A 13144-nucleotide genomic window follows, 5' to 3' on the forward strand; every position below is an offset into this window, starting at 1 on the left:
AACTTTTTTATTATCTTGCTATTTAGTTTTATTGCTTCCAAGCTGCGTCAAACTTAGCCTTGCCATTAGTAATTTGAGTATTTACGTTTTGGTTCTTTTGAGCGGCAGCAAGAATAGTTTGCATAATAGTATTCAATTGGCTGTAAGCTGCGTTTGAGTTCTTTTCAACAGGAACACTGTAAAGGTTCTTCATAGCTGAAGAAAGCTTTGCAGGCAACTTAATGCTGCTATTGCTCTTGTATTCTGATGAGTTGATTGCAGCGGTGTTAACAGGAATGTAACCAGTTGCGTTAGCCCAAGTAATTTGGCTGTCCTTTGATACTAAGAACTTCATGTACTTGAAGGCAGCAGCCTTTTGCATAGCTGAAGCTTTCTTGAACATGTAAATGTCAGTACCTTGTTGCATAGTGTACTTGCCTGGACGAGCAGCAACGTCGTAAGTAAACTTGCTGCCAACACCCTTCTTAACGAAGCCTTCACCAGCTGAAGTACCGATAAACATTGCTACCTTTTGGTTAGCAAAAGGTCCTGAAAGGTACATATCTGAACCAGCAACTCTGAAGTAACCAGCCTTTACGCCATCTGCGTAGTAGTTGATAACCTTCTTTGAAGTTGAACCAGCAAAGTCGATCTTCTTGCTGAAGTCAACACCTTCGTTCTTCATACCTAAAACGTAGTAGTTTGAAAGTGAGTCAAAACCGGCACCTACAACCTTGTGGTTACTCTTTTCGTAGATAGTCTTAGCGGCTTCCTTAAGTTCTTCCATGGTAGTAGGAACTTTCTTGATGCCGTATTTCTTGAACATGTCTTTATTGTAAGTCAAAGTTTCAACTGACTTGTTGAAAGGCATACCATATTGAGTACCTTGAATTTGAGCACCGTCAAGCAATTCGGTTCTGATGTCTGAACCTTCTACACTACCCCAACCAACACTCTTGTTGGTAAAGTAAGGCTTAAGGTCAACTAACATCTTGTTTTGTGCAGCGTTCCATAACCAACCTGGATAAGCTTGAGTAATAGTTGGCAATGAATTTGGTGATTGCAAGGTAGAATTAATCTTAGCTTGCAAATCTGGGTATGCACCTTGATTTTCGAGCTTGATTGTAATGTTAGGGTTCTTCTTTTCAAATTCCTTGGTCAACTTTTGCAAGGTACTTTGTTGAACACCTGTCATACCATGCCAGAAAACAACAGTAGTCTTCTTGGTAATCTTTGATGGAATCTTTTCAGAATCACTTGATGAATTGCTACTGTTCTTATTAGAACATGCTGCCAATCCCATCAATGCCATACCAGCTACTGCAGTAATAGCAAGCTTTTTACTAAACTTCATTTGGATATCCTCCCAAAAATAAAACTAAACAACAATTTTTTGATTCACTAGAGCGTGATTGTTTGGCCACGTTCAGGTAAAATCCGTTCACCAAATGGGTTCTCTTCCAGCTCCGGATGCAATGTGTGCACCGGTACTAATATAGCTGGTTGAACCTCAGCAATAATTTGTTTTAATTCTTCCTCGTCTGCGTGGCCAGAACAACGCAAAGCGAGATATTCAACACCATATTTAGCAAAATTATCAACAAATGGGCGGTATGCTGGATCAAAATCTCCTAATGGTTCAGCATTAGAGTGGATGTACAAACCACCTTTTTGCAAATCTTGATAATTTGCCACTGCTTGCCAGAGGTACTTGTGATCATCGCCTAGCAAGTCTGCATAAGAAACTTCTAGTTCTGGCTTCAGATCAACAAATCTCTCCTCCCCTGGCAAGTAGTAGTAAGGATAATCCTGGTCAAAACTGCTCTTAAGCAAATGGGCTCTTTGAGCATGCAAAACTACTTCTCTTGGAGAATCGCTAATGATTCTTAACAAGCGTTCAACGTTAGTTGGATAAGTATTAAAAGTGATCTGACGCTTAGGATTTTCTACTTGCAAGCGAACAATTTCTTGAGTTAATTCCGACTCATTCTTTGGGCCAGTAAACTCTTCGCTATTTTCTTCAGTCTGTCTTTCAGGCCATGAAACACCTGTTCCTTCGACAATCAGAACGTCGGCTTTATTAGCAGCCTGCAAAAATTCATGAACCCAATCAGGGTGGTAGCCATGCAAACGAATGTCGCCAGTATAAGCGATCATCTTGTCTGGAGTTCTCACAATTAATCCTGTTGCACCATAAGCATCATGGTCGCTTTCCCAGACTTCCATTTCGATGTCGCCCACCTGAACCTGCTGACGCAACTTAGCTGGAATAATTGGTCTGGTATAAGTCTTATCATGACCAGCTGCTGGCAAAAGGAAGTCGCCTTTTTCATTTAATGCAGGTAGCATATGGGCAGTTATTGGCCCAGCGTAAAGTGGAATTTCTGGAGCAAGCAAATTCAAAGCCTTGCTGTGATCTAGGTGCAAGTGCGAAATATAAGCTGCCGCATGTTCAAACTTTTCATGGTCGATTTCTTTGCCAGTTATCTTTGGATCATAGAAATTAGGTACATCCCCAATTAGCTGATACTTGATTAAAGTATCATAGTCTTCATCTTCTAAGCTCAAAGCCAATTCTGGTCGATATACTTCGCCCAAATCAAACAAAATGTGTGACTTATTGTAGGCCACTTCAATCATTGGCCCACCAATTGTAGTGAGTCCATTATAAAAAGTAATCGTTGTTTTATCCTTTAAGGTCATTGCGCACAACTCCTCGAATAATTTGCTTTCTAAAGATGAAGTACAAGATTAAGATTGGCAAAACAGTCAAAGTAGCCGCAGCTAATTGCAATTGCGTTTCACTACCAGCATCAGAAGCAAAGGCAGTCAAACCATTGTTCAATAAGCGCATACTGTCTTCATTGGTTACCAATAATGGCCACAAGAATGAATTCCAACCAGAAATAAAGCTCAATAAGCCCACAGTAAATAGCCCACCGCGAGACATTGGCACCAAAATCTTCCAAATATATTCCCAATCGCTAGCTCCATCGATCATTGAAGCCTTGTAAATTGTTGGTGAAATTGAACCAAAATAGCTCTGCAAGTAATACATGTAGAAAATTGAAGTCAAAAATGGCAACACTAAACCAACATAAGTGTTAAGCAAGCCCATTTGAGCAATGGTGTTATAGTTAGTAAAGATAATTGCTTCTCCTGGCACCATCAACAATGAAAGCAAGATTACTTGAACAACGCCTTTTCCCTTAAAACGCAAGTTAACCATAGCAAAAGCGCCCAAAAGTGAGTTAAACAAACTGATAATGGTTGTTACGCTAGCAGTAATCAAAGTGTTTAAAAAGTATCTAGCAAATGGCGCTTGAGCAAAGACCTTAGCATAGTTAGACCATTGAGGACTCTTTGGCCAAAGCGTTGGCGGAATCTTAGTCGTTTCTTGGAAAGTCATCAAACCGCCAAGAATCATATAAATAAATGGATAGACGGTGATAATCGCAAAGATTGCCAGAATCAAATATGCAAAAATCACTCCGACTTTAACCTTTTTCATTCTATTGTCCTCCAATCTTCTTCATCATCTTGCGTTGCAAGAAGGTTACAAACAAGATAATCAAGAACAATACTACAGTCGCAGCCATGGCTACACCTGGAGTGCCGACAATTTGGAACTTGTTGTAGATGTAGAACACTGCAGTTGAAGCAGAGTTACCAACTCCGGCTTGTCCATTAAAGAGGGCATAGACTGAAGTATAGATCTTGAAGGCTGCAATGATATTCATCGTTAGCAAGAAGGCTAAAGTTGGAACTAGTTGTGGCATCGTAATGCGCCAGAACTTTTGCGTCCCACTAGCACCATACATATCAGCGATAGTGTAGTAATTTGGATCAATATTTCTCAAAGCACCCATCAAAATAACGATATTAAAGGCCAAAGATGTCCAAATACCAAAAATAATGATGGTAGCAAGCGACATAGAAGGGTCATCAATCCAGTTTGGTGCTGGCAAGTGGAAAATGCGCAAAATAAAGTTCAACATACCATAGTCACCGTTAAAGATATAGCGGAAAACAATACCAATAGCGATAGTTGAAGTAACGTATGGCATAAAGAAAGTTGTTTCAAAAAATGATTGATGCTTTACCTTGCTGAAGATTAGCCAAGCAAGCATGATTGAGATTGCTAAGGCAATTGGAACAGAGATCAAAGCATAGAGAATCGTATTTTTGATTGATAACCAGAACTCTGGATCATGGAAAATATATTGATAGTTGCTAAAACCGGTCCACTGCAAAGAGATCAAAGAACCACTTTGAAGACTCATTAAAAATGCACGCAAAATCGGATAGATACTAAACAAAGTAACTAAGATTAAGGTTGGCAACAAAAATAGCCAAGCCTTGGTTTGATTCTGTTTCATTAGTAAACACGCTCACCTTCTGGGGTAAAGATAAAGGCACGATCAAGTCTCAATTGCAATTCAACTTGGTCTTCGGCCTTAATTGGCTGTTCTAAGTCTACTAAACAACGATGTTGCATGTTGTCATGTTCAAACTTCAAGATTCTTTCTCGACCGATCAACTCAACATCTTCAATTTTGACGCTTAAGTGGCCGTGTTCAACTGGCTTAAGGTTTTCAGGTCTAATTGATAAAGTGTACTTGCCTTCATCAAGATTCTTCTTGAATCTATCTTGATCAAAATCAGCGAGATCAATGGCAAAGTCTGAACCAACTAGCTTGCCATCCTTAAGCTCTACTTCAAAGTTATCAATTACTGGATTACCAACAAAGTTAGCAACAAAATAATTATTTGGTTCAAGGTAGAAGTTTTGACCCATATCATCTTGTTGAATTACTCCATCGTTGAACAGAATAATCTTGTCCCCGATTGATAAAGCTTCTTCTTGGTCGTGAGTAACAAATAAAGTCGTAATGCCAACTTTCTTAACCAAGGCTCTAATTTCTTCTCTAATCTTCAAACGCAAACGTGCATCCAAGTTACTCAACGGTTCGTCCATCAAAAGAATTTTTGGTTCTTGAACCAAAGCACGAGTGATTGCAACACGCTGCTGTTGACCACCAGAAAGGCTGCCTGGACGTTGGTTAGCAAAATCAGTAATTTGCGTCAATTCCATGTACTTTCTAGCAATCTTTTCTGCTTCATCCTTGGCAATCTTGTTCTTGCCAACAGTCAATGGGAACATAACGTTTTGCAAAACTGTCATATGAGGATATAAAGCATAGTTCTGGAACACGTAACCAATTTGACGGTCCTTTGGTTCAGTCTTTACAACTGACTTGCCATCAAACAAAATGTCCCCGCTTGTTGGAAAAAGTAGTCCAGCAAGCATATTGAGAATGGTCGTCTTACCGCAACCAGATGGTCCAAGCAAGCAAACCAAATCGCCTTTCTTTACAGAAAAGCTAACATCTTTAATGGCTTCGTAGCCATTATCATATACCTTGCGAAGATTTTTCACTTCGACAAATTTTTCATTACTCATAAGTCATACACCACAATATCTTGATATTTATATCATTTTTTCTCTTACTTATTCTATGATATTATCCCAAAAATCACAAACAATAACGCAATAAAATTCGGTCTATATCGATATTTGTAAAAAATACTTGTGAAATTTTGCTCATATTCAGGATAAAACACGTATTATTATTTACTCTATATAAATATAGTTCGCTATTTCCAGATGTTGTGATAGTAGCTATTTGAGCGCATACAAAAACGGCTAATCGTTGATCAGCCGTTTCCGAACTATTATTAATATTTATGTGAACAATTTTGCTTTTATTCCAATACCTTCATGCCTCTATCAACCTTAGCCCTGCCATTAGCGTAGTTAAACTGGTATCCAGGCTGAACGTTATAAAGATAAACATTGAAATCTAGCGATCCATCAGTTGAAATTGCCTGCAAGTTGATTCCTCGAGCCATCAACTCATCGCCTTTAAAAATTGGCGTTGCTTGATAGATAACTTTTTTATTTTGTCTCAAAGCAGATCGAACCTTGCTTTCGAAAATCGTTTGAATTTTTTGATTTGAAAAAGCCGATTGAGTAAATAGGTTCTTGGGATTGTTTTGATCGCCCGACTTATTGCTAGGATTGTAATGGCCATTTTGGTCGATGCCTGCTGAAACAGAGTAAGCAATCAAGTGTCCACGATTATAGATTTGTTCGCCATTTCTGCGGTTATAGTGCCAGGCAGTTGGCTCAACAAATTGGCGAACGCGCAAGCTATCATTTGCGACATTTCTTTTTTCTAAAAATGCCGTATTAGAACTAGAAGTTCGATTTAAATCATCAAGATCGGCATAAATTACCCGGTTACTTTTCCAAGCATTCTTAATCAAGGTCGAATGATTGTGGTTAACCGTTACATATGCTTTTTCTCCACTCTTAAATTCTAAGTTTGCTAGTTTTTGATAATCGCTTTTGGATAATCCGCCGTAGCCGCTTTTGGCTACTTTAGCAGTCGTTACTGCGGTATTTGCACTATTTCCAGTTAGTTCGCTAGTTAAGCTGTTAAGCGTAGTCGAAACATCGCCACCTGATTTAAACCAAACAGCAGCTACAGCAACAACTACAGCAATTGCTGAATAAACTCCACCTTGCTTTTTGCTACGTCCTTTTTTTGCCATTAATAGTCCTTCCCAGTTAACTTCTTGCCCAATCATCCAGCATCCCCAAGAAGAAGCTTTCAGTTAGCTTCTTGACTTTGCTGCCGGATTTTTGCAAGTCAAAGATCTGCTGATTCAAGTCATTCTTGCTAAAGTATTGGCGATCGCCAACAATTACATAATCCGTATCAAAACTTAGCTCAGTTTGAACTTGGCCAGCCAGGTTGCTAATCATCAATTGACCATCTGCCAAATTCAAGGCCAAACTATCAGCTAGCATGATCTTCTTGCCGCTAACTGGATTAAAGCGCCCTAATTGCCAGAATTCTAGTGGCTTCCCCGTTAGGTCGAAGTTTTTGATACTTTCTTGTGCCTTTTGCAAAAGATCTGCCGAGAAATAATTAGCAAAATCTTGATAAACCTTAATCGTATCAAGCGAATCGTCTAAGCCGCGGTGTTGTTCAACTTCCGCAATGCCTGAGCGCTTCATTACATCTAACAAGCGATTGTGCTTGCCAGGATAATAGGTTCTAGCTAGGCGCAAGACATCGATATAATCATTACTCAATTTGGCTTCGTGATATTTTTGAGCTAGATCATAAGTAAAGTTCAAATCAAAATTAACATTATAGCCAGCAATCAAATCATCGCCAATAAACTCACGAAATTCATGAATGGCTTGGTCTGCCGGAATTCCTTGATTTAAAATTTTTTCTTCAGTAATTCCGTTTAACTTGGTGATAAAGACTGGAACTTTGTTAGTTTTGGGATTGATAACTAAATTGCTATAAGTATCAACTACCTGGCCATTTCTAACCTTGACTGCGCCAAGCTCGGTGATCCGATCGCGGTATGGGCTAAGCCCAGTTGTTTCAATATCAATCATTGTATAATCATCAAAAAAGCCGACTTGTTCTCGGCCTTTTTGCCGAAGCTTGTCTTGGGCACCTGGCACCTGCAAGACTCCGTTTGTAATTACGATACTCATAATTTTCCCTTACATCAATTTTGCTAAAAGCGTTTTTGGATCTGAACTTTCAGTGTAAACACGATCTTGCATAGCGTATGGCAATGAACCATTTGGCAAATCGCAACTGATGAAACGCCAATTAGGGAATTGACCAACTAGTTCAATCACTGGCGCTGCTAGCTGCGGACTAGATAGATCGACTCCAAGCTGCAAGACAACTAACTTAGCATCTTCGTTATTGGTAATAAACCAGCGGAAATCATGGTTAGCATCAGTATCTGGATAAAAATGTGGAGTCATTGGCATATGTAATTCTAGCTCCTTGCCACAAGTCTTGCAGACTGGAACTTGGCCACTGCCCCCTTTAAATTGCTCAACTACGGCTAAATCATCAGTATGGCCATGGTTGATTCCACTTGAACATTGAGTCTTGGTCCAATCGCCGAAAATATTGAAAATTTTCTTTGGATCAAAGCCCGCTTTTTCAAATAAATGCGCAAAACTGCTGCTAGCAATGAAATATGGCTTATCAGCTAGCAAAGACTTCAATTGCTTCATCTGCTCGCTAGCTTGATAATTCACAGTATAGCGATCAATCAAGTCTGACCAGAGTTGCCATTTTTCTTGCCAAGATGAGGGTACATCAAGGGCGTTTGCGATATTATTAGCCTCAGTCTTTTCTGCCCAATCAGGAAATTCCTGCATAAAGTTCTCACTAAAAATATCTAGTCCTTCGTTAATCGCCATCCGGTTTCCCGCAGTTACGATTACTGCATCTGCATCTTTTAGCCAAGTTTTAGCTTCTTGAATTTTTGTCATCTATGATCTATTTTCTCCTTTTTGTAACCTGTCAAAATAACTTTTCCGTGAAAATATTCACCGAGATAAATCTCACCAACTGTTTCAAATCCAGCAGACTTAATCTGCTCAAAAAGCCATCCTTCATCATGATTAATCAATTCCAAGACATCATAATTGATTTGGCCATCACTAATCAATGGAAAACGGATATTATTTTGATCATTCTCAATAATAGTCAACTGACCGTTTTTTTCAAAAATACAGTTTTTGACTTGTGTAACAGAATATATCCCGCTGCTACGCAATTTAAACATCAATTCATTAGCAGAGATTCCCGCTCGCATGCAATTATCGACCAAGAGGTGACCATTTTTAATTACTTGAATTGGTTTGCCATCGATTACATTTCGGATAATCTGACTATGATCGCGTGCAAATTTTAGGATAAATACGACTAAAGTCCATACGATTAAGACCAGCATAAACTGCAAGGTTGTAATATTGGGATTGTATAATACTCCTCCAATAATGCCACCTAGAACATAGTTCTGCAATTGATCTAGCGCCGAACTTGGTGCTAGATTATTTTTGCCGAAAAGATTGATCTGGAAAATAAAAGTCAAAATTCCCAGAGTTAACTTGATAAACAGTTGCAAGTAATCTAATTGAATCAATTTTTCACCTCAACTCGATGATCAATCACATGGGCCTGCGTCAATGTATAAGTGTTGTTATCACTATTCAAATTCAGTTGATAATCGATGTCTTTTGAATTAATTCGAACAATCAGCCCATCTTTCAAGATCTCAGAATTAACCCAGACATCAGAAGGTGGAACTCCTTCATCTTGAGCCACTGATTTGATAAATGGAATTATCTGAACCGTTTGCGATTTTTGACTGTTGACTTTTAAATATTTTTGATATTGCGCACCTGACAATAAGAACAAAAACAGCAAAGCAATAATGCCTAAATCACGATATTTGGTTGCAAATCGATCACGCAAATACAAAATTGTAAAAAAGATCAACGTGGCTAAAGCAATAAACATCAACGCCATTAAAAGCAATTGATTTTCATTTTGATGAGCCTCAATATAATGCAAAGTAAAAAAAGTCATATCTATCTCTTTAACGGTGTTTTATCACGATGATTATTTAATTCTACATGAGTTTGCGCAATTGTAGTTAAAGTTTTTGCAAGCAAGACCATATTTTCTACGCTAACATATTCATAACGGCCATGGAAATTAGCTCCACCGTTAAACAAGTTTGGCGTTGGGATTCCCTTTTGGCTGATAAAATCGCCATCCGTTCCTCCTCTAAAGGCAATATGGTGGACCGGCAAGCCCATCTTTTCATAGGCGTGATGAACCAAGTTAACCACATAAGGATGGGCCTTGATAATATCTGCAGGTGAGATGTATTGGTCGTGCATTTCCAATTTCACTCTGCCTTCACCATATTTTTGATTAAAGTCTGCTACCATTTTTTCGATCAAAGCCTTATTTTCTTTAAAGCCATCTGTCTCGAAATTACGGATAATCAATTCTACCCTAGCATGATCGACATCGCCAGTATTACTCAAAAGCATAATGTAGCCCTGATAGCCGCGACTTTTTTCAGGAACGAAATCTTCCGGCAACTGACTAACGAACTTGCTGGCCATTAAGCTGGCATTGACCATCAAGCCATAAGCTTCGCCTGGGTGAACGACCGTTCCGTAAAAATCAATCGTCGCAGCTGCTGCGTTGAAAGTTTCGTAAGTAATATCGCCTGGGTCGCCATTGTCTAGCGTATAAGCAAATTCGACTGGGAAGCGACTTACGTCGAATCTTTTAGCTCCTTGGCCGATTTCTTCATCTGGTCCAAAGGCTAGCCAAATTTCGCCGTGCTCAAGTTCAGGATTTTCGTGTAAATATTTGGCCATGCCAAGCAAACCTGCAATTCCCGCCTTGTCATCTGCTCCAAGCAAAGTGTCGCCTGAAGTAGAGATCAAAGTATGGCCAATAACCTTCTTCAATGATGGAAATTCCTCACTTGAAAGCCGATAACCATGGCCTAATTCAATCACTTTACCATCATAATTAGGATGAACTTGAGGCTGGATATTTTCCGCATTAAAGTCTGCCGTGTCAACATGTGCGACAAAGCCAATTGGACTAACTTCTTTGCTGGTAGTAGCTGGAATCTTGCCTACTACATATGCATCTTGGTCAGAATATGAAACTTCTTCTAACCCCAATCTTTCGAGCTCATGCAAGATTTCTTTTAATAAAACTACCTGTCCTGGCGTAGTTGGGACAGCTTTACTATGTTCATCTGCACGAGTGTTCATCTTAGCATATTCAACGAACTTGTCTTTAATGTAATCAAAATCGTATTCTGTCATAAACCTGCCTCGTTTTCATTTTAAAACTCGAATTTCCAATTACATCAAATTATAAATTAAAATTACTTAAGAAAAAAGCCCCTAGTCTTAACAAAAACTAAATTGGATGTTTGCTAGTCAAAACTTTAACTTGCTGTCTAGCTTTTTCCATTACCTCGCTATCTTCTGGATGAGTTAATACATCAATGATGAGTTTGGCAACTAATTGCACATCTTCTTCCTTAAATCCTCGACTTGTCACAGCTGGAGTACCAATTCTAAGGCCACTAGTGATGAATGGACTGCGCGGATCATTTGGAATTGCTTCTTTATTGGTTGTAATGTTGACTTCATCAAGCAGCTGCTGTGCCTGTTTGCCAGTAACTTCAGTTTTGGTCAAATCTAGAATCAATAGATGATTGTCTGTTCCGCCTGAAATTAAGTCAATCGCACCAGATTGGGCAAAAACTTCTTCCATGGCCTTGGCATTTTTGACCACTTGAGCAATGTAGTCTTTGAACTCTGGTTGCAAATCTTCATAAAAAGCTTGAGCCTTAGCAGCAATTACATGTTCAAGCGGTCCACCTTGAATGCCTGGGAAAAGGGCTGAATTAATCTTCTTAGCAATCTCTGCATTATTGGTCAAAACCATTCCCCCTCTTGGACCTCTTAAAGTCTTATGAGTCGTGGTGGTGACTACATCTGCATATGGCAAAGGACTAGGGTGAGCGCCTGTTGCAACTAAGCCGGCAATGTGGGCCATATCGACTAATAAGTATGCCCCAACTTCATCGGCAATTTGGCGGAACTTTTGCCAATCGATAATTCGACTGTAAGCAGAAGCTCCAGCAATAATCAATTTTGGCTTAACTGCTAAAGCTTGCTGACGGATTTGGTCAAAATTAAGCAACTGACTGTCAGGATCTAATTCATAGCTGTATGATTGATATATTTTTCCGCTAAAGTTGACCTTGGAACCGTGAGTTAAATGGCCACCAGCATCCATGCCCATCCCTAAGATAACATCGCCAGGTTTAAGCAAGGCTTGGTAGACTGTCATATTAGCTTGAGAGCCAGAGTGAGGTTGAACATTGGCAAACTTGGCATCGAATAGCTTTTTGGCATAATCAATGGCCAATTGTTCGACTTGATCAATGTATTGGCATCCCCCGTAGTAGCGCTTGCCAGGGTATCCTTCGGCATATTTGTTGGTCAAAACAGAGCCTTGAGCCTGTCTAACAGCATCAGAAACAATATTTTCTGAGGCAATCAATTCGATTGTGTCTTCTTGGCGCAATTCTTCCTTTTCAATTGCTGCCCATAATTCTGGTGATTTTTCTGCGTATTTCATTTCCTGCACCTACCATTTCCAAGTTAATTACTATAAAACCATTGTACTAAATTTTGGCAAAAAAAATCCAAGACTAACTCTTGTTAGTCTCGGATTAGTCAATTAATTATTCATGGTGTGACGCACCAGTACTTGCGTCTTCTTCTTCAACCTTTGGTTCTTCCTTTTCAGGTTCCATGTCGGCCTTTCTTGAAGCACCAGTTTGAGCATCTGGATCTGAGTTGCGACGGTAAGTTGCACCAGAAGTTGCATCTTCATCGATCACTAACTTTTGACCAGTTACTTCACAGAAGTACTTAACAAATGGATAAAGATCGCCAACCCATTCGTAGATACCTACGTAGTTACCTTCTTCATCTTCTACACGGTGGTAGTAGTGCAAGATAAGTTCCTTAAGGTTACCAGTTGGAACTGGCATCCAAACGTCGTCATGTCCGCCTTCCTTAGTACGAAGTGCGCGAACAACCTTCTTAGCGTTAGGAATAACGTCACGAACATCTGGGTGAATTGCACCCATAGTGTCACCAACTTGGGCTGGAACACGCTTAGCAAGCATCTTGTAGTTAGGGTCCTTTGGACGGTTGTACCATAAGAATTGGTTGTTGTCGTCAACAAAAGTCAATTCACCGAAAGTGTTCTTAAGCATCCAGTCGATTTGGTTAACAGTCATCAAACCACAGTCAAGCTTAACGTAGTCGTTACCTTCAGCAGCGTTTACCTTCTTAGCTGCCTTGTCAAGCCATTCTGGGTCGTTCTTGTCGATACCTTCAACAGTAGTACCGGCAACTGACTTACCAGTTGCTTCAAAATCTTCCTTGATGTATTCTTCACGATTCATATCTTGTAACCATTTTGGTTCTGCCATAATTACTGTTCTCCTTTTGTGAAAAATCTATACGTTGATTTTAGCATGTTATAAAATCGCTTTCAACAGTATTATTGCTACTTTTTTTATTTCTAGTATCGTTATTTATTTTTGGTAATTTTTTCACAAATTGCACAAACTTAAAAATCAACTACGATTTTCTAAGAAACAATTGCTTTCATCCATTTTATTCAAATAAAGAAAAATTTGT

The 13144-nt window shown here is 39.3% G+C and carries 13 protein-coding genes; all 13 read right to left on the reverse strand.

Features of this window, described 5'->3' with window-relative positions; genetic code table 11:
* Positions 1 to 28: 28 nt before the first annotated feature.
* Entirely contained in the window at positions 29 to 1333 is a 1305-nt protein-coding gene (locus BN53_RS00065; RefSeq protein ID WP_009558810.1) for an extracellular solute-binding protein, read from the reverse strand.
* Positions 1334 to 1380: 47 nt separating this feature from the next.
* Positions 1381 to 2682 carry an MBL fold metallo-hydrolase gene (locus BN53_RS00070; RefSeq protein ID WP_009558811.1) on the reverse strand — a complete coding sequence of 434 codons (1302 nt, stop codon included), beginning with the start codon at positions 2680 to 2682 and terminating at the stop codon, positions 1381 to 1383.
* Complete coding sequence (locus BN53_RS00075) at positions 2666 to 3490, reverse strand: carbohydrate ABC transporter permease (protein WP_009558812.1); 825 nt, start codon at positions 3488 to 3490, stop codon at positions 2666 to 2668. The genes BN53_RS00070 and BN53_RS00075 overlap by 17 nt, the downstream gene beginning before the upstream one ends.
* A 1-nt stretch (position 3491) precedes the next feature.
* Positions 3492 to 4358: a carbohydrate ABC transporter permease gene (locus BN53_RS00080; protein ID WP_009558813.1), complete on the reverse strand. Its 867-nt coding sequence runs from the start codon at positions 4356 to 4358 to the stop codon at positions 3492 to 3494.
* Complete coding sequence (locus tag BN53_RS00085) at positions 4358 to 5443, reverse strand: ABC transporter ATP-binding protein (RefSeq protein ID WP_009558814.1); 1086 nt, start codon at positions 5441 to 5443, stop codon at positions 4358 to 4360. Before BN53_RS00085 ends, BN53_RS00080 begins: the two co-directional genes overlap by 1 nt.
* A 302-nt stretch (positions 5444 to 5745) precedes the next feature.
* Positions 5746 to 6597, reverse strand: a complete 852-nt coding sequence (locus tag BN53_RS00090; protein ID WP_040537220.1) for a DNA/RNA non-specific endonuclease — start codon at positions 6595 to 6597, stop codon at positions 5746 to 5748.
* Positions 6598 to 6613: 16 nt separating this feature from the next.
* Entirely contained in the window at positions 6614 to 7564 is a 951-nt protein-coding gene (locus BN53_RS00095) for an exonuclease domain-containing protein (protein ID WP_009558816.1), read from the reverse strand.
* A gap of 9 nt (positions 7565 to 7573) precedes the next feature.
* Positions 7574 to 8365, reverse strand: a complete 792-nt coding sequence (locus BN53_RS00100; RefSeq protein ID WP_009558817.1) for a hypothetical protein — start codon at positions 8363 to 8365, stop codon at positions 7574 to 7576.
* The gene (locus tag BN53_RS00105) at positions 8362 to 9018 is read right to left on the reverse strand and encodes a DUF421 domain-containing protein (RefSeq protein WP_040537221.1); all 657 of its coding nucleotides are present in this window, start codon (positions 9016 to 9018) and stop codon (positions 8362 to 8364) included. The genes BN53_RS00100 and BN53_RS00105 overlap by 4 nt, the downstream gene beginning before the upstream one ends.
* The gene (locus BN53_RS00110; RefSeq protein ID WP_009558819.1) at positions 9018 to 9467 is read right to left on the reverse strand and encodes a DUF3290 domain-containing protein; all 450 of its coding nucleotides are present in this window, start codon (positions 9465 to 9467) and stop codon (positions 9018 to 9020) included. Before BN53_RS00110 ends, BN53_RS00105 begins: the two co-directional genes overlap by 1 nt.
* 2 nt (positions 9468 to 9469) lie before the next feature.
* The gene (gene pepT, locus BN53_RS00115; protein WP_009558820.1) at positions 9470 to 10738 is read right to left on the reverse strand and encodes a peptidase T; all 1269 of its coding nucleotides are present in this window, start codon (positions 10736 to 10738) and stop codon (positions 9470 to 9472) included.
* Between the two features lie 97 nt (positions 10739 to 10835).
* Positions 10836 to 12068, reverse strand: a complete 1233-nt coding sequence (gene glyA / locus BN53_RS00120; protein ID WP_009558821.1) for a serine hydroxymethyltransferase — start codon at positions 12066 to 12068, stop codon at positions 10836 to 10838.
* Between the two features lie 106 nt (positions 12069 to 12174).
* A complete protein-coding gene (locus BN53_RS00125; RefSeq protein ID WP_009558822.1) occupies positions 12175 to 12933 on the reverse strand; it encodes a PAS domain-containing protein in 759 nt (252 codons plus the stop codon).
* Positions 12934 to 13144 lie beyond the last annotated feature (211 nt).

Origin of the sequence: Lactobacillus pasteurii DSM 23907 = CRBIP 24.76 (assembly GCF_000297025.1) — a bacterium.
Taxonomy (GTDB): Bacteria; Bacillota; Bacilli; order Lactobacillales; family Lactobacillaceae; genus Lactobacillus; species Lactobacillus pasteurii.